Origin of the sequence: Synechococcus sp. FACHB-909, assembly GCF_014698945.1 — a bacterium.
Classification (GTDB): Bacteria; Cyanobacteriota; Cyanobacteriia; order PCC-6307; family Cyanobiaceae; genus Cyanobium.
Genome location: NZ_JACJTY010000012.1, coordinates 38,373 through 54,829, shown reverse-complemented (window position 1 = coordinate 54,829; position 16,457 = coordinate 38,373). Strand labels below are relative to the sequence as shown.

Here is a 16,457-nt window from a genome sequence, read left to right as displayed (position 1 = left end):
ACGGAAACACCCCGGAGCGTCGCTGTCACGGCTCCGGGACCACAGCCGGGGGTGTTCCCCGCGGCCGGCCACCGGTGGCCCCCGGCGCCGGGATCCCCCCTCTATCCCCTGTCGGCGCGAGCGCTGCTGGTGGCGGTGTCGGCGGTCGGCGCCCGGGGCGGCAGTGCTGCCGCCCGCTCCTGCAGCCAGCCTGTCGGCAGAGCGAGCGTGCCTGCGCAGCCGCCGAAGCGCAGTTGCAGCCAGGTGATCACCGCCGCGTCGCCGGCCACGATCGCTTCGATGGGCCCCTGTGGCCGCGTCCGCTCCTGGTCTTTCGCAGGGGGATGGCGGAAGGCCTGAGCCAGGCGCAGCTCCTCCACCAGATCCTGTCCCAGATACCAGAGCTCCACGTCCGCGCCCTTGCGCTGGCGGCGTTCCTCGATCAGTTCCCGCAGCTGGCCGTCCCCGCTGAGCTGCCCCAGTGGGGCCACCAGAAAGGAGAGGGAGCGCAGGGGCGCGGTGGGTGGGACCTGGGTGGTGGCGGACATGGCGGAGAGGGGTGCGGAGGGGATGGGGGCGGGGAGCGGATGCGGAGGCTGCAACGATTTTGTTGTTACAGAAGAATGTAACAACAGTACCGTTATACCGTAGGCAGCAGCGCCCCTCGCGGGCCCGTTCTCCCCCAGCACCGTTCCCCATGACCACCGCCGTCCCTGTCGCCATCTCCGACCATGCCGGCCCCGCCGATGTGCTCGCCCGCAAGGGGTTCGGCCCCCGGGTGCGTCGCCTCCATGGCCGCATCGGTGCCGCCCACCACCAGGCCGAGGGCATGTCCTTCTCCCGGTCGCTGCTGGCTGGGCAGGCCCACCCCCGCCAGCTGGCGGCCCTGATCCGTGCCCTCGCCCCCGCCTACGGCCTGATCGAGGCCCGGGGCCCCCTGCTCGCGGCCGCCCTGGGAGCCGAAGGTTTCCCCTGGGCCGACCTGGCCCGCAGCCAGGCCCTGCACCAGGACATCGCCCGGCTGGCCGTTGTCCCGGCCACGCCCGCTTCCGCGGCGGCCGCGATCTGGCTGGAGCACCTGCAGCGCCTGGCCCAGCAGGCCCCGCACCGGTTCATGGCCCACGTCTACGTGCGCTACGGCGGCGACCTCTCCGGGGGCCAGCAACTGGCCGAGCAGGCCAACGCCATCCTCGCGGACCAGGGCCTGCCGTCCCTGCAGTTCTGGCAGTTCCAGCGCCCCATCCCCGTGCTGAAGCAGGAGCTGCATGACGCCATCGAACGGATGGACCTCAGCGCAGACGAGGAGCTGGAACTGCTGGAGGAATCGGTGATCGCCTTCCACGACACCCAGCGGTTGCTGGCGGAGCTGGGGGAGCTCGCCGCCTAGCCGCCCCGCGCGCCCCTGGCCGCACCGGCCGCCCCCCTCTCCCCTCTTGCTCCCGCCACGCTCCCATCCCCTCCCCATGACCCCTGCGGCCACCGTTTCCCCCCGTCCCACCACCCCGATCGACCTGCTGCTCAAGCACGACCGGCCCGTTCCCCGCTACACGAGCTATCCCACGGCCGCCGCGTTCCACGGGGGCGTCAGCGCGGCCGATCTGGAGGTCCAGCTGGCCCGCCCCACCGACGCGCCGCTGTCGCTCTACGTGCACGTGCCCTTCTGCCGCAACGCCTGCTGGTTCTGCGGCTGCAACCGCATCACCACCGGCGCCGGCTCCAAGGTGGTGGATCCCTACCTGGAGGCCCTGGCCGCGGAACTGGAGCTGATCAGCCGCCACTCCGGCCAGCGCCGTCGCCTCGCCCAGCTGCACTGGGGCGGGGGTACCCCCAACTATCTGACGATCCCCGAGCGCCGGCGGCTCTGGGAGCTGATCGAGCGCCACTTCGACCTGGAGAGCGATCTGGAGGCCTCCATCGAGGTGAATCCGGAGGCCCTCAGCCGCCAGGACGTGATGGAGCTGCGCCGTCTGGGCTTCACGCGGATCAGCTTCGGCATCCAGGATGCCGACCCCCTGGTGCAGAAGGCGGTGAACCGGGTGGTGCCGGTGGACCAGCTGCGCCGGGCCATGGGCTGGATGCGGGAGGCGGGTTTCGCCAGCGTCAACGTGGATCTGATCTGCGGTCTGCCGCTGCAGACGCCGGAGCGGTTCGACGCCACCCTGGCCCTGGTGCAGGACCTGCGCCCCGACCGGGTGTCCCTGTTCTCCTTCGCCTACCTGCCCGAGCAGCTGCCCCTGCAGCGGAAAATCGCCGCCGAGTATCTGCCCAGCCAGCGCCAGCGACTGCAGATGCTGGACAGTGCCGCCGCGCGCCTGGGCGGCTGCGGCTACGACGCCATCGGCATGGACCACTACGCCCTCTCCGGCGACAGCCTGGCCGTGGCGGCCAGAGAGGGGCGCCTGCACCGCAATTTTCAGGGGTACACCACCGGCGGGGAGCTGGAGCTGCTGGGGGTGGGTCCCACGGCGATCAGCCAGTTCCCCGGGCTCTTCAGCCAGAACCAGCGGGATCTCAAGGCCTATGCCGCCAGCATCGCCGCCGGCCAGCTGCCGGTGGAGCGGGGGCTGGTGGTGAGTGATCCGGAGGTGCTGGAGCGGCGGGAGCTGATCCGCCAGGTGATGTGCCATTTCCGGGTGGCGATCGACCCGGAGCGCTACGCCGCCGAGTGGACCGCCCTCGAGGACCTGGCCGACGACGGCCTGGTGCGGCTCAGCCAGGCCGATGGCCGGGGCCTGGTGGAGGTGACCGCCGCGGGTCGCTGGCTGATCCGCACCGTGGCGGCCGTGTTCGATCCCTCCCAGCGCCAGGCGGCCTCCGGCTCGCGGCTGATCTGAGCCGCCTCAGCAGGGTTCCAGCACGCAGTTGATCTTCAGCTCGAAGGGCACGGCGCTGGCGGGCAGTCGCAGCAGCTGGGCGGTGAGGGCAGCCAGGTCCTCGGGCTGGGTCATGGCGTCGGCGGGCAGGGCCGTCACCTGGGAGGCCATGGCGGTGTTGACCCAGCCCGGGCAGATCGCCGTCACCCGGATCCCGGCGTCCCAGCCCTCGTTGCGCATCGACTGGCAGAGGGCCATCAGGGCGAACTTGCTGCAGGGATAGGCCGCCAGGGAACCCTTCACCCGCTGGCCGCTCATCGATACCAGGGTGATCACCCGGCCGTCGCCGCTGGCCACCAGCGCCGGCCAGGCGGCCCGGGTGAGCCACCAGGGACCCATCAGATTGACGCGCCACAGGTCCTCGATCTCCCCTTCGCCGCCCGGCGCGAACAGCAGGCCCAGCCGGGAGAAAAGACCGGCGCAGTGGATCACCCCGTCGATCGCGCCGAAGTGGGCCAGCGTCGCCGCCACCCAGGCCGTTGCCTGGCCGGGGTCGCGGGCGTCGTAGGGATGCACCATCACCCGGTGGCCCCCCTGGCGGGCGGCCTCCCGCAGCGGGCCCCCCGCCAGGGCGGCGGGATCGCGCAGGCCGAGGCTGAGCCGATGCCCCTCGGCCAGGGCCCGTTCTGCGATCGCCCGGCCGATACCCCGGCTGGCGCCGCTGATCAGCAGGGTGCGGGGCTGCTCCATGGCCGGCGACGGCGGCGGCGGGTCCGGAAATCCTGGCGGATGGCCGGGGCGGGGGCCTGCGGGACGGCTGCGGGAGAGGGACTGGAGCCCCACAGAGGTCCGCCGGAATCCCATCAGGAGTCCGTCAGGTGCCCACAAAAAAGGAGCTGACCGTGATGGCCAGCTCCGGGTGGTGAACGGTGGACGCGCCGGTGTCGGCGGCCGCTGCTCAGAGGGTGGATTCGCCGGATTCGCCGGTGCGGATCCGGATCACCGATTCGACCGGGGTGACGAAGAGCTTGCCGTCGCCGATCTCACCGGTGTGGGCGGCTTGGGTGATGGCGGCGATCGCCGCGTCCAGCTTGGCGGTGGGAACGACGATCTCGATCCTTGCCTTGGGCAGGAACTCGACGGTGAACTCCGTTCCCCTGTAGCGCTCGACTTGGCCTTTCTGGCGACCGAATCCACGGGAGTCGGTGACCGTCATGCCGATGATGTCAAGGGCGACGAGGGCAGTCTTGATGGCATCCACCTTGGAGGGGCGGACCATGGCCGTGATCATTTTCATGGAAGGTTTGGTCGTCAGTTGGTCATTGGATCGTACGCCTCTTCCCCGTGAGCCACGAAGTCGAGACCGCGCTCTTCCTCTTCAGGGCTGACGCGGAGTGGCATCAGGGCCCCGAGAATCCAGAGAATAATAGCCGTGCCGAGAGCGACAAATCCATAGGTGAGGATAACGGCTTTGAACTGGGCGATGAACAGGCCGAAATTTCCTGATTCCTCAAGGATCTTGGCCGACAAGGGGAAGTAATCCGCAGGCACAAGCGCCTTGGAGGCAAGAATTCCGGTCAGCAGAGCGCCCACGGTCCCGCCCACTCCGTGGACCATGAAGGTGTCAAGGGAATCGTCGAACTGGATGGCGGCCTTCACCCTGACGGCAATGAAGCAGACCACCGCCGTGACGATGCCGATCAGGAGCGATTGCTCCATGTACACAAACCCTGCCGCCGGGGTGATGCCCACCAGGCCGGCAACGGCACCGGTGGCTGCTCCAACGGCCGTGGGTTTGCCGTCCTTGAACCATTCGATCAGGCACCAGGTGAGCAGGGCGGCCGAGGCGGAGGTGGTGGTGGTGAGGAAGGGATACCCTGCCGTCTTGGAGGCGAACATGCTGGCTCCGTTGAAACCGAACCAGCCGAACCACAGCAGGCCTGCCCCCAGCAGGATGAAGGGCACGTTGTGGGGCGGGCGTTTGCTGTTGGGCCAGGTGGTGCGGGGGCCGATGATGGCCGCGGCCACGAGAGCCGCCACGCCGGAAGCGATGTGGACCACGGTGCCACCGGCGAAATCGATGGCGCCGATCGATCCGAACGGACCGATGAAACCGCCGCCCCAGACCATCTTGGCCATGGGGGAATAGATCAGCAGGCTCCAGATCAGGCAGAACCAGAACCACGCCTTGAAGCTGACCCTCTCCACCAGGGCGCCTGAGATCAGGGCCGGCGTGATGATCGCGAACATGCCCTGGAACAGGGCGAAGGAGGTGGCACTGATCGGGAAGCCTGCCGCCAGGGGCTGGTCGCCGAGTTCACCGCCGACGCCATGCAGGAACATCGATCCCAGGCCACCGATGAAGGGGCTGCCGAAGCCGACGTCGAAGGCCAGGCTGTAGCCGATCACCACCCAGAGGACGCCGATGAGCCCCATCAGGAAGAAGCTCATCATCATGCAGTTCAGCACGTTCTTGGGACGCGTGAAGCCGCCGTAGAAGAAGGCCAGGCCAGGGGTCATCAGCAGGACCAGGGCCGAACCCACCAGCATCAGCAGTGTGTCGGCCCCATCGGTGGGAGCCATGGCCAGGGCCGCCTTGGCCGAGCCGGCGAGCAGTGGACCGATGCCGGCCCCCACCGCCAGCAGAAAGAAGGCGATTTTCCTTAGCCGTTGATCCTGAAGCCCAGCCAGAAAGCGGACGCGAAGGCGATCGAAGGTCATCAATGCGGATGACGTCGATGCACCAGTCGGTGATCCATGCATCGGGAAAGGGGGGTGAACCTTGGGAAAGGTAAATTTCACCCTCAGCGCTGGGGAAGGATGGTTGTGTAGCCAAACGAACAAACAGGCCCTCCGGCCAGTGAACGGTCACAAAAAAGCCGGGGCAGTGCCCCGGCGGGATGGTCGCGGCGGACGCTCAGATCAGGCGACGGCGGCGGCGGCGCGATCGAAGTAGGTGCCCACTTCCGACATCAGGGCGGAGCAGTCGCCGGGGGTGATGCCGTTGCGATCATTGGCGATCGCGATGGCGGCGTCCTTCATCTTGCGGATGCCTTCGGCCACGGAGGCACCGGGCACGCCGAGGGCCAGGTAGGTCTCGCGCAGGCCGTTGAGGCAGCGATCCTCAAGCACGGAGGCATCGCCGGTGAAGATCGCGTAGGTGACATAGCGCAGAACGATCTCCATGTCGCGCAGGCAGGCGGCCATGCGGCGGTGCGTGTAGGCGTTGCCGCCGGGGGCGATCAGGGCGGGTTGCTGGTCGAAGAGGTCGCGGGCGGCGTTGGTGACGATCTTGGAGGCGTTCGAGGTGATGCGGTTGACCGTGTCCATCCGCTTGTTGCTCTCGGCCACCATGGCGCCCAGGGCATCGATCTGGCCGGGGCTGAGGAATTCGCCGCGGGCGTCGGCCTGGGCGACGAGCTTGGTGAAGGCGTCGAACATGGGGGCTGCTTGGAAGCGTGGATGTGAACTTTAGATTCGCCGGCCGGGGTTGTGCGAGTTCCCGAAGCCAGCTCCCCTGGCAGCTTGACTAGGGTGATTGGCCCCAAAGCCTCTGCATGGCCGGCCCCGCAAGCATGCCTCCCGAGCCGATGGACTGGGGTGCGCTGGCCCTGGCCGCCGGGCCGGCGCCGAGCGATCCGACCGCAGGTCCCACCAGCCCCCAGGCCCGGTTGCGGCTGTTCGGTCGCCCGGAGTCGGAGGTCCGGGTCACGCTGTACCGCGACCACCACGCCTGGTGCCCCTACTGCCAGAAGGTCTGGCTGTGGCTGGAGGAGAAACAGGTTCCCCATCGCACCAGCAAGGTGACGATGTTTTGCTACGGGCGGAAGGAGCCCTGGTACACCGAGCGGGTCCCCAGCGGCATGCTGCCGGCCCTCGAGCTCGATGGTCGTCTGATCACCGAGAGCGACCGCATCCTCGAGGCCCTCGAGGAGAGCTTCGGCCCCCTGGGGCCGGCGATGCACTCGTCCGTGGCCCTGCCGCTGCGCCAGCTTGAGCGTCAGCTGTTCCGGGCCTGGTGCCAATGGCTCTGCGTCCCGGCCCGGGGGCCCGCCGACGAGGCCCGGGGCCGGGAGGGCTTCGATCGCTGGGCCGAACGGTTCGCGAGCGCCCTCGAGGCCGAGCCAGGACCGTTTCTGCTCGGGGAGCTGGGCACGGTGGACCTGATCTTCGTGCCCTACGTCGAGCGCATGAACGCCAGCCTGGCTTACTACAAGGGCTACCTGCTGCGGGAGCGCCATCCCGCCATCGATCGCTGGTTCCGGGCTCTCGAGGAGCGCTCCACCTACCTCGGTACCCAGAGCGACTTCCACACCCACGCCCATGACCTGCCCCCCCAGATGGGAGGGTGTTACGCCAGCGGCAGCGGCGAGCAGCGGAATCTCGCCGACCGCATCGACGCCGGCCCCTGGCCGATCGTGGCCCCACCCGGGTCCGATCCCGAGACCAGCCAGGACGAGCCGGCCGACGCGGCCTCCGTGGCCCTGGCCCGGGTGCTCCGGCACCGTGGGCCCCTGCTGGCGCGCAATCCGCTCGGATCCGATGGCTTCGACCGACCGTTGCGCTGTGCCCTCACCCGGCTGATCACCGGCCAGGATTGCCCGCCTCCCCCCGGGTCGGCCCGTGGCCTGCGCTACCTGAGGGATCGCATCAGCGTGCCCAGGGACATGCCGCTGCACGCGGCCCGCCTGCTGCGCCGCTCCCTGGAGGCCACGGCCCGTCTCGATCCGGCCGCTCCCTCGGCGGCGGGGGAGCCGATCCCGGTGCAGCATCGCCGCGACCAGGATCCGTCCCCCTTTCTTGCCGCCGCGAGCCGGCCCCTCGGCACCGCCCCCTAGCGTTGGCCTCGATGGTGTTGGAGGCCATGGCAGGCATTTCGGGTCGTGCTTCCCTGGCGGGCCTCAGCCGGGTGGTTCCGCCGCTGGCGGTGCTGAGCCTGGCCCTTGCGGCCGGCGCTCCCGCCGTCCAGGCCCTGGAACTGGGCGGTCGCACCCAGTTCGTGCGGGCCCCCTGGAAGGTCACCCTCACCAGCTACACCACCAACGTGGGCCAGTCGCCCGCGGAGTACTTCTTCACCCTCAGCCTCGATGAGGGGGCGGGGGCCTCCCTCGGCGGCATGACCATCCAGCAGACCCGTGGTGCCGACTGGCAGTTCCCGTTTGCCGTCGAGCGGACCCACGCCTTTCTCGGGGTGCCCCGCCGTGAGGGGCGCCGGATCCCGGTGCAGGCCGCGTTCGATCCTGCTGCCCGGCGCTTCGACCTCAGCTTCCCCGAGCCCGTCCCCCCCGGCGCGACGGTGACGGTGTCGCTGCGGCCCTGGTTCAACCCCGTCCAGGCCGACACCTATCTCTTCCAGGTGACGGCGATCCCTGCCGGCCCGGGGCCGGTGCCCAGTCCGGTGGGGGTGGGGACTTTGAGGATCTACCAGCCCAATGATTGGTGAGTGAATCGGCCGGCGTGGCTGGGCACGCGCCAGGATGGGGACCCCTGATGACGCCCACGATGCAGGCCAGCTGGAACGGAAAGGTGATCGCCAGCAGTGACGACATCGTGACGGTGGAAGGCAACGCCTACTTCCCGGCCGATGCGCTCGATGCAGCCTGCATCCGCCCCTCCAGCCACCGCTCCTTCTGCGGCTGGAAGGGAGAAGCGCACTATTACGACCTGATCGTCGACGGCAAGGAGAATGCCAATGCCGTCTGGTACTACCCGGAGCCCAAGGAAGCGGCCAGCAACATCCGGGGGCGGGTGGCGTTCTGGAAGGGCGTGACGGTGGCCTGAGGCCTTCTCAGCTTTCCGGGGATCAGCTGCCTGGATAACGGAGGGTGCGCCACTCGCCGCTCAGGGTGCTCACCTCCACGCCGATGCCGACGGGACCCTGCACGGGGCCGAATTCCTCCTGCCACCAATGCAGCGCCTCGCTCCAGGCGGCATCCAGGGAGTCGTAAAGGTCGTCGAGGATGGGATGGGGATCACCCTGTTGATCCACCAGCCGGTAGGTGCGGCACGTCTGGACGTTGCTACGCGTCTGGGCGCTGCTGCGCGAGCGGGAGGACTGAGGTAAGGAGATCGCCACGTCTTGCCTCGTATACAGGATTGGCATTCTGGCCCCTGTGCCAGATCCGAACTGTCACCTTCACAACATCTTTCGGTGTTGCTCCGCAACCGGCGTCGCTGCGGTATCTCGGGTCGGCGGGCGCTTCCGTCCCGTGCGATGGCTCACCTGGCGGCTGCGCTCCTGGTAGCGGTGGACCACCGGAAGGCGCTCCTCCTGGTAAGCCTGCAGCGCCAGCTGCGGTGTGGCGGCGGCGCCGGGCGCCAGCTGGGCCGCCAGGGCCACCGCATCCTCCAGCCCCGCCGTCATCCCCCGGGCCTGGGAGGAGCTCATGGCGTGGGCGGCATCGCCGATCAGGGCCACCCGCCCGTCGACGAGAGCGGGCAGGGGGTCGATGTCGAACGACCAGTTGGCCACCACCCCCTCCGGAGCCGTGGCGGCGATCACCGCGGCTGCATCGGCGGGAAGCTTGGCGAGGGCGGCGGCGGGCACCCCCTCTTCCAGCAGCCTCTGCCGGGCCTCCCGGTCATCGGGGAGCTCCTCCTCCTGGAAGAAGCCCCAGTGGGTGCGCCCCCGCCCCTCCCCGTCGGGGCCCAGATCGAAGAAGTTGGCGTAGATGCCCCGGCCCCGGGCATAGACGAAGAAATCCCCGTCGGTGCAGAAGGTCGCGTCCGTCACCACCCCCCGCCAGACCCGATCCCCCAGGTACTGCAGACGCCGGTCGGGGCAGAGCAGGGCCGCCACCCGGGAGAAGATCCCATCGGCCCCCACCAGCAGATCGCCCGTCCATTGGCGGCCATCGGCAAAGCGGGCCTCGACGCCGTCCTCGCTCTGGCTCCAGCCGACGAGTGCATGGTCGCCGTGGAAGGCGGCGGGATCGAGATGGCGCCAGAGGGCGTCGAGGATGGCGCGGCGGTGGATCAGCAGGGAGGGCAGCTCCCCCGCCTGCCGTTCCGCCGGGCTGGCCTCGATCAGATCGCCCCTGAGGTTGCGGAACACGAACCGCTGCACGGGATGGCCGCCCGCCAGCAGGTCGTCGAGCAGGCCCGGGACGGCGGCGGCCGCCACCGCCTCCACACCGCTCTTCACCAGCAGGATGCCGCAGCCCTCGGTGCGCAGCCGCCCGGAGCGCTCGAACAGGGAGACGCGGTGGCCCTGGCGCTGCAGCATCAGGGCGAGCAGCAGGCCGGAACTGCCGGCCCCCACCACGGCGATGCGGAGGCCGGCGGGGGCGGAACTCATGCGCTCACGGCGGGCTCCAGGATGCTGGCATGGAGAACGTCCATCACCTCGAGGACCTTGGTGGTCTCCTCCGGGTCGAGGCGCAGGGTGCCGGCCAGGTCGGCGAGGATCGCCTGCTCCTGGTCCTCCAGGGGGCCGTCGGAGCGCATGATCTCCGCCGCCACCGCATAGGCCGTGTGCCGCTGCCGGTCGTCCAGCACCGCGGCCGCCTCCTCCATCAGGCCGATCGCCCCCTTGGCACGCAGGCCCTGGAGCAGCGTGTCCATCAGGCTGATCATCTCCTTGTCGCTCCTCCCCTTGAAGGGGGCGCGGTAGTCGAGGGCGTGGCGAAGGGCCCGTGTGCCCGCCATGGTGAGGGCCCCGTCCCAGGAGACGGCGGCGAGAGCGACCGCGGCGAAGGCCGTAGGTGCGTCCATGGACAACGTCGAAAGCATGGGAACACCCGTCATCGTTCGCTCCAGGGGTGCCTGTCAGTGGCCGATGTGACCGAATCCGGGAAAAGCTCCCCCTCGTCGCCGTCCGGTCCTCAGCGCTTCGGGGCCGCTCCACCGGCGGCACCACCTTCGCGGCAGAGCTTCAGATAGAGGGCATCCGGCTCCTGATACCGGGCCGGGCGGCAGTCGTGCAGACGGGCCAGCTGCTGCCAGCAGACGGTCCGCTGCACGTTCTTGAGACTCTTGCCTTCCCGCACCAGCATCCGCATGGCCCGGCAGTAGGAGCCGTAGTGCTCGTCCAGGTCCGGGAGGTCGGCGGGAACGCTCATGCAACGACTCCAGCACCTCCCCTCGGCCAGCGACTGTGCCGATGGGAACCAAGCGTGCAGATCTTGAGATCTCCCCCCGTGGGGCCAAAAAAAGGAGGGCCCCGAAAGGCCCTCCCCGCAGCGGAACGTGCGCCGTTCAGCGGATGAACAGCATCTCCTGGTAGGAGGGCAGGGGCCACAGGTTGTCGTCCACCAGGGCCTCGAGACCATCGACCGCCTCCCGCAGCTGGTGCATCAGCGGCATCAGGGTGTCGGCCGAGTAGCGCATGTGGGCGATGGTGCCGTGGGGGGCGTTGCTGATGGCGCTCTCGAGGGCACCGCTCAGTTCCATCAGTTTGGCGCTGAGGGACGCGACCTTGTGCTGGGTTTCCGGGGACACCTGGAGGCCCATGGAGGTCTGCAGTTGCAGGGAGCTGGCCAGCTCACCCAGGTAGCGCATGGCGGCCGGGTAGATCTGGGTCTGGGCGATCTGCACCGCCAGCTTGGCCTCGACGTCGATGGCGAGCACGTACTGCTCGGCGTAGACCTCGAAGCGGCTCTCCAGTTCCAGGGGGGTGAGCACACCCTGCTGGGCGAACAGGTCGCGCACTTCAGGCCGCTGCAGCACGGGCAGGGAATCGGCAGTGGTGGGCAGGTTTTCCAGGCCCCGCTCCTCCACGGCGATGCGGTGCCACTCGCTGGAGTAGCCGTCGCCGCCGAAGACCACGTTGCCGTGGTCGGTCATGATCTGCTTGAGCACGGAGAAGACGGCGCCCGGCAGGCTTTCGCCGGCGGCCATCTTCTGCTCCAGCTGGTCGCTGACGTAGGCGAGCGAATCGGCCAGGATCGTGTTCATGGCCACCAGGGGGCCCGCCACCGACTGGTTGGAGCCGACGGCCCGGAACTCGAAGCGGTTGCCGGTGAAGGCGAAGGGGGAGGTGCGGTTGCGGTCGCCGGGATCCTTGGGGAACTCGGGCAGGGTGTCGACACCCAGCTGCATCACGCCGGCATGGGTGGAGCCCGTCACGTCGCCTTCCTTGATCTGGCGGAAGACGTCTTCGAGCTGGCTGCCCAGGTAGACGGAGATGATCGCCGGGGGAGCTTCGTTGGCGCCGAGTCGGTGATCGTTGCCGGCGGTGGCCACCACGGCCCGCATCAGGGGACCGAACTTGTGCACCCCGCGGATGACGGCGCCGCAGAACAGCAGGAACTGCATGTTCTCGTGGGGGGTGCTGCCGGGATCCAGCAGGTTGCCCTGGGTGGGGTTGCCCACCGACCAGTTGACGTGCTTGCCGGAGCCGTTGATGCCTTCGAAGGGCTTCTCATGGAGCAGGCAGTTCATGCCGTGGCGGCGTGCCGTGCTCTTGAGAATGGTCATGATCAGCTGCTGGTGATCCGTGGCCACGTTGGCCGCCTCGAAGAACGGGGCGATCTCGAACTGGCCCGGTGCCACCTCGTTGTGGCGGGTCTTGGCGGGGATCCCCAGCTTGTAGAGCTGGCGCTCCACGTCCTGCATGTACACCTGCACCCGCAGGGGGATGGCGCCGAAGTAGTGGTCGTCGAATTGCTGGCCCTTGGCGGAGGGCTTGCCGAACAGGGTGCGGCCGGCCAGCAGCAGGTCGGGACGCAGGGGCACGTAGGCGCTGTCGACCAGGAAGTATTCCTGTTCGGCGCCGCAGCTGGAGTTGACCGGGGCCACCTCGGTTTCGCCGAGCAGCCGCAGCAGGCGCTGGGCCTGCTTGTTCATGGCGGCGTTGGAGCGCAGCAGGGGGGTCTTCTTGTCGAGGGCCTCACCGGTCCAGGAGATGAAGACGGTGGGGATGCAGAGGGTGAGACCGTTGGGGGTCTCCATCAGGAAGGCCGGGCTGGTGATGTCCCAGGCGGTGTAACCGCGGGCCTCGAAGGTGGTGCGGATGCCGCCGCTGGGGAAGGAGGAGCCGTCGGGTTCGCCCTGCACCAGCACCTTGCCGGTGAACTCGGTGATCACGGAGCCGTCACCCTGCACCGAGATGAAGCCGTCGTGCTTCTCGGCGGTGGCGTTGGTGAGCGGGTAGAAGACGTGGGCGTAGTAGAGGGCGCCGCGGCCGGTGGCCCATTCCTTCATCGCCTGGGCGACCACGTTGGCGACCGAGACGTCGAGCTTGCCGTTCTCCTTGATGGTGCGCTGAACGGACTTGAAGATCTCCTTGGGCAGGGCCGCCTTCATCTTGGCCAGGCTGAACACGTCGCTGGCCCAGAGCTCATCCAGCGACTCGATGGGGGGGGTCACCACCGGAGGGCGCTGGTGAATCTCCTGAATGGCGGCGAAGCGTTGGGGGCTGGGCATGGAAACAGCTTGGGTCGGCTGGAGGGTATCCAATCCTTGTGTCCTGCCCCATGGGTGGAGCCGTTGATACAGAACGGCAGGTTGCCCGCCGGCCCCCGGCGGCCCTCAGCGCAGGTAGGAGCGGATCGCGGGACGGCACCAGAACACCAGGGCCGCCAGGGTCAGGCCCCAGGCCAGGGGGGCGCCCACCGCCAGCAGGAGCCGTTCCTCACCCACCAGCGCCAGCCGCACGATGCCGTAGGCCATCTCGATCGCCAGATCCAGCGACAGGGCCACGATCGCCAGCACCTGACCCCAGAGGCGCCACTTCAGCAGGGCGACGCAGGCCACCACCCCCAGGGCCACCGCCGGCAGCACGGCACTGGTGTAGACGACCACATTGGCCGTGCGCCAGAGGCTGGTGAGCAGGATTGCCGCCAGGCCCAGCGGCAGGGCCAGCAGGTTGGCCACCAGACCGAGCCAGGCGAGCACGCGATAGCCGCGGGGCGGCTGCAGCTCCGCGAGGGCGGCAGGGGTCGGCGAGAGCGTCTGCATTCGGTCGATTCTCTCAGTTGCGGTCAGGCAAAGCGCCGTCCCTGTCGGATCGAAACACCAGGTCAAGGTCGGGCATCACCTCGGCGGCGATCGCCACCAGGGTCTCGAACAGCTGCTTGGTGTGGGGCGCCCCCGCCCCCATGGCCTCCCGGCTCATCAGCACCAGTTCCAGCACGGGCCCATCCGCCTTGGCCTGCACGTCGGCGATCAGTTGCAGTCGCAGCGTCTCGTGCTCACCCCGGACCATGGCGCTGAGATGGGCGGGGGAGCGGTGCTCCACGTCGGCGTGGAACCGCAGCAACAGGGGATCCAGCCGACCGATGAGCTCCGTCGGCGGCAGGGGAGCCCGGGGCCTGAAGAGCAGCAGGAAGCGGGCCATGACGTCAGGCTGTTCCCCCCATCCTGGGGCCGTGCCGGGGGGCGGCGCCCGCCGCGGCCCCCCGGGGTCCGCTCAGCGCAGTTCGAACAGGAGCACGTCCGCTCCGTCGGGGCCGGCCTGGAGGCTGTCCGGAGCGGCCGCCGGGAAGCCGAGACCGTCGCCCCGCTGCAGCGGCTGGCCGAAGGCCGTGCCCTCCCCATCAATCACCTGAAGCCAGCCGGCAGCGTCGGAGGCGATGGCCAGCTCCAGCCGCTCGCCCGCGCCGGCCCGGGCTCGCCAGAGCCGCACCGGCCGGTTGATGGCCAGGGCCCCCTGGCGTCCATCCGGATCCAGCAGCGGCGTCCAGCCCGGCTGGAGCCGGAACGGCTCCTGGCGGTAGGCGGGGGGGTGGCCCGCCCGATCCGGATCGATCCAGATCTGCAGCAGCCGGCAGGGGCTCTCGCCCTGATTCACCTCGCTGTGGACCACGCCGGTGCCGGCGCTCATCGCCTGCACCTCTCCGGCCCGCAGCACCTCGCTGTGGCCCATGGAGTCGTGGTGATTGAGCTGGCCGTCCACCATCACCGTGACGATCTCCATGTCCCGGTGCGGATGCATGCCGAAGCCGCGGCCGGCCGCGATGGTGTCGTCGTTGATCACCCGCAGCGGTCCGAACCCCATCCAGGCCGGATCGTGGTGGTGGGAAAAGGAGAAGCTGTGCCAGCTGTCCAGCCAGTCGAGACGGCTGTGGAAGCGCTCGGCGGCGGGTCGGAAGACAAGGGTCATGGGGCGGGGTCTCAGGGTTGGATCAGTTCCATGCGCTGCAGCCGCTGCACGATGTCGTCGATGCTGCTGTCCTTGGCGGGATTGCTGCGGCTGCTGGAGAGCTGGCGACCCACCACGTGGGCCCCGAGGTGGGCCAGCTGGATGCGCAGCACGGCCAGCACTTCGACGCCGGGACCGCCGGAATGGGTGGCGATCGCGATCGGTCGACCGTTGAACAGGGTGCGGAAGCCGTCCCCCTGCACCGAGAGCCAGGCGATGGCGCTGGTCAGCACCGGCGGCAGGGAGCCGTTGTACTCGGGGGCGCAGATCACCCAGCGGGGGGCGGCCTCAAGCCGGCGGCTCAGCCCCTCCACTTCGGCGGGCAGGCCGGACTCCGCGTGGGTGCGGGGGTTGTAGAGCGGCAGGGACAGGGTGGTGAGGTCGAGCACCTCCGCGGCCATGGCGCGGGCGCGGCCGGCGGCGGCGAAACGCTCGGCAAGTTTCAGGTTCTCGCCGTTGCTGGCACTGAGCACCAGAAGATCGGGGGACATGTCAGGCGGATTCCAGGAAGGGGTAGTCGGTGTAGCCGGCCGGACCGGGGGAGTAATAGGTGGCCGGGTCGGGGGACTGCAGGGGGGCGCCCAGGCGCAGGCGCTCGGGCAGGTCCGGGTTGGCCAGGAACGGCGTGCCGAAGGCCACCGCGTCCAGCTGGCCGGCGGCGATGGCGGCATTGGCCTCCTCGGCCGTGTAGCCCATGTTCCCCACCAGCACCCCGCTGAAGCCGGAACGGATCGGGGTGAGCACATCGCCGTGCTGCTGGCCGAGGAAGTCCCCCCGCATCACGTGCAGGTAATCCAGGCCGGTGCTCTCCAGCCGCTGGGCCAGCCAGGCGGACAGTCCGATGGGGTCGCTGTCGACCATGGCGTTGTAGCCGTTCAGCGGCGAGATCCGCAGGCCCACCAGGGGCGATTCGGCCCGGGCGGCCTCCAGCACCTCCAGCAGCAGCCGGGCCCGGTTGGCCACCGGCCCGCCGTAGGGACCCTGGCGCCGATTGCTGCCGTCCCGCAGGAAGGCGTCGAGCAGGTAGCCGTTGGCGCCATGCACCTCGACCCCGTCGAAGCCGGCGTCGATGGCGTTGCGGGTGGCCTGGCGGAACCCCGCCACGATCGCGGGCAGTTCGTCGTCGGCCAGCTCCCGGGGGACGACATAGGGCTGTTTCCCTTCGGGGGTGTGCACCTCGTCGCCGGTGATCGCGATCGGGCTCGGCCCCACGGGCTGGCGGCCATCGTTGAGCAGGGGGTGGCAGGCCCGCCCGCCATGCCAGATCTGCAGCACGATCCGCCCACCGGCGGCATGGACCGCGTCGGTGGTGAGTCGCCAGCCCGCCACCTGGGCCGCCGAATGGATGCCGGGTTCGTGCCAGAAGGCCGAGTTGCCCTCCAGCACCATCGTGGCCTCGGCGATCAGCAGGCCGGCGCTGGCCCGCTGCTGGTAGTAGGTGGCCATCAGCGGGCCTGGAACGTGCTCCGGCTCGGCCCGGCATCGGGTGAGGGGGGCCATCAGCACCCGATTGGGCAGCTGCAGCGGGCCCACGGTCAGGGGGGTGAACAGGTCGCTCATGGGGCGGTGACCGACCGGCTGGA

Annotated in this window: 20 protein-coding genes; 5 read left to right on the top strand and 15 right to left on the bottom strand. The window is 69.5% G+C overall.

Annotated features, from left to right (window positions below; translation table 11 throughout):
- Positions 1-101: 101 nt before the first annotated feature.
- Positions 102-527, bottom strand: coding sequence for a hypothetical protein (locus H6G99_RS15360; protein WP_190612422.1), 426 nt, complete (start codon positions 525-527; stop codon positions 102-104).
- A gap of 149 nt (positions 528-676) precedes the next feature.
- Here H6G99_RS15360 and H6G99_RS15355 point away from each other — a divergent pair, with 149 nt between their 5' ends.
- Together H6G99_RS15355 and hemN are read left to right on the top strand one after the other, a co-directional pair.
- Entirely contained in the window at positions 677-1,366 is a 690-nt protein-coding gene (locus H6G99_RS15355; protein ID WP_190612419.1) for a biliverdin-producing heme oxygenase, read from the top strand.
- A gap of 76 nt (positions 1,367-1,442) precedes the next feature.
- Positions 1,443-2,813, top strand: a complete 1,371-nt coding sequence (hemN, locus tag H6G99_RS15350; protein WP_190612417.1) for an oxygen-independent coproporphyrinogen III oxidase — start codon at positions 1,443-1,445, stop codon at positions 2,811-2,813.
- Between the two features lie 6 nt (positions 2,814-2,819).
- Here the strand turns inward: hemN and H6G99_RS15345 are convergent, their stop codons facing one another.
- The 4 genes from H6G99_RS15345 to cpcB all read right to left on the bottom strand — a co-directional run bounded on the left by H6G99_RS15345 (position 2,820) and on the right by cpcB (position 6,233).
- Positions 2,820-3,542: an SDR family NAD(P)-dependent oxidoreductase gene (locus H6G99_RS15345; RefSeq protein WP_190612415.1), complete on the bottom strand. Its 723-nt coding sequence runs from the start codon at positions 3,540-3,542 to the stop codon at positions 2,820-2,822.
- A gap of 208 nt (positions 3,543-3,750) precedes the next feature.
- On the bottom strand, positions 3,751-4,089 hold the full coding sequence (locus tag H6G99_RS15340; RefSeq protein WP_094584039.1) for a P-II family nitrogen regulator: 339 nt from the start codon (positions 4,087-4,089) through the stop codon (positions 3,751-3,753).
- Positions 4,090-4,103: 14 nt separating this feature from the next.
- Positions 4,104-5,513: an ammonium transporter gene (locus H6G99_RS15335; RefSeq protein ID WP_286191200.1), complete on the bottom strand. Its 1,410-nt coding sequence runs from the start codon at positions 5,511-5,513 to the stop codon at positions 4,104-4,106.
- Positions 5,514-5,714: 201 nt separating this feature from the next.
- Positions 5,715-6,233, bottom strand: a complete 519-nt coding sequence (cpcB, locus tag H6G99_RS15330) for a C-phycocyanin subunit beta (protein ID WP_094584041.1) — start codon at positions 6,231-6,233, stop codon at positions 5,715-5,717.
- Between the two features lie 116 nt (positions 6,234-6,349).
- On the opposite strand from cpcB, the gene H6G99_RS15325 reads away from it, so the two are divergent.
- From H6G99_RS15325 to H6G99_RS15315, 3 genes are read left to right on the top strand one after another with little or no spacing between them, the layout of a single operon-like run.
- On the top strand, positions 6,350-7,630 hold the full coding sequence (locus H6G99_RS15325; protein ID WP_190612411.1) for a glutathione S-transferase family protein: 1,281 nt from the start codon (positions 6,350-6,352) through the stop codon (positions 7,628-7,630).
- 26 nt (positions 7,631-7,656) lie between these two features.
- Complete coding sequence (locus tag H6G99_RS15320) at positions 7,657-8,235, top strand: DUF2808 domain-containing protein (RefSeq protein WP_233133750.1); 579 nt, start codon at positions 7,657-7,659, stop codon at positions 8,233-8,235.
- A 59-nt stretch (positions 8,236-8,294) separates the two neighbouring features.
- Positions 8,295-8,573, top strand: a complete 279-nt coding sequence (locus H6G99_RS15315; RefSeq protein ID WP_190612409.1) for a DUF427 domain-containing protein — start codon at positions 8,295-8,297, stop codon at positions 8,571-8,573.
- 22 nt (positions 8,574-8,595) lie between these two features.
- On the opposite strand, the gene H6G99_RS15310 is transcribed toward H6G99_RS15315, so the two are convergent.
- The 10 genes from H6G99_RS15310 to H6G99_RS15265 all read right to left on the bottom strand — a co-directional run bounded on the left by H6G99_RS15310 (position 8,596) and on the right by H6G99_RS15265 (position 16,434).
- Positions 8,596-8,868 (bottom strand): hypothetical protein, encoded by a 273-nt coding sequence (locus H6G99_RS15310; RefSeq protein ID WP_353615196.1) that lies wholly within the window; start codon positions 8,866-8,868, stop codon positions 8,596-8,598.
- 60 nt (positions 8,869-8,928) lie between these two features.
- Positions 8,929-10,089 carry an FAD-dependent oxidoreductase gene (locus H6G99_RS15305; RefSeq protein ID WP_190612407.1) on the bottom strand — a complete coding sequence of 387 codons (1,161 nt, stop codon included), beginning with the start codon at positions 10,087-10,089 and terminating at the stop codon, positions 8,929-8,931.
- Positions 10,086-10,505 carry a tellurite resistance TerB family protein gene (locus H6G99_RS15300; protein ID WP_233133751.1) on the bottom strand — a complete coding sequence of 140 codons (420 nt, stop codon included), beginning with the start codon at positions 10,503-10,505 and terminating at the stop codon, positions 10,086-10,088. Before H6G99_RS15300 ends, H6G99_RS15305 begins: the two co-directional genes overlap by 4 nt.
- A 110-nt stretch (positions 10,506-10,615) precedes the next feature.
- A complete protein-coding gene (locus tag H6G99_RS15295; protein WP_190612406.1) occupies positions 10,616-10,852 on the bottom strand; it encodes a DUF3136 domain-containing protein in 237 nt (78 codons plus the stop codon).
- A gap of 136 nt (positions 10,853-10,988) precedes the next feature.
- Positions 10,989-13,157, bottom strand: a complete 2,169-nt coding sequence (locus tag H6G99_RS15290; protein WP_190612404.1) for a glutamine synthetase III family protein — start codon at positions 13,155-13,157, stop codon at positions 10,989-10,991.
- A gap of 105 nt (positions 13,158-13,262) precedes the next feature.
- On the bottom strand, positions 13,263-13,691 hold the full coding sequence (locus H6G99_RS15285) for a Hepatitis C virus core protein (RefSeq protein ID WP_094584050.1): 429 nt from the start codon (positions 13,689-13,691) through the stop codon (positions 13,263-13,265).
- A 13-nt stretch (positions 13,692-13,704) separates the two neighbouring features.
- On the bottom strand, positions 13,705-14,070 hold the full coding sequence (locus H6G99_RS15280; protein WP_094584051.1) for a hypothetical protein: 366 nt from the start codon (positions 14,068-14,070) through the stop codon (positions 13,705-13,707).
- 72 nt (positions 14,071-14,142) lie between these two features.
- On the bottom strand, positions 14,143-14,835 hold the full coding sequence (locus H6G99_RS15275; RefSeq protein ID WP_190612402.1) for a pirin family protein: 693 nt from the start codon (positions 14,833-14,835) through the stop codon (positions 14,143-14,145).
- Positions 14,836-14,846: 11 nt separating this feature from the next.
- Positions 14,847-15,365: an NAD(P)H-dependent oxidoreductase gene (locus tag H6G99_RS15270; protein WP_094584053.1), complete on the bottom strand. Its 519-nt coding sequence runs from the start codon at positions 15,363-15,365 to the stop codon at positions 14,847-14,849.
- A 1-nt stretch (position 15,366) separates the two neighbouring features.
- Positions 15,367-16,434, bottom strand: a complete 1,068-nt coding sequence (locus H6G99_RS15265; RefSeq protein WP_190612400.1) for an alkene reductase — start codon at positions 16,432-16,434, stop codon at positions 15,367-15,369.
- Between the last annotated feature and the right edge of the window lie 23 nt (positions 16,435-16,457).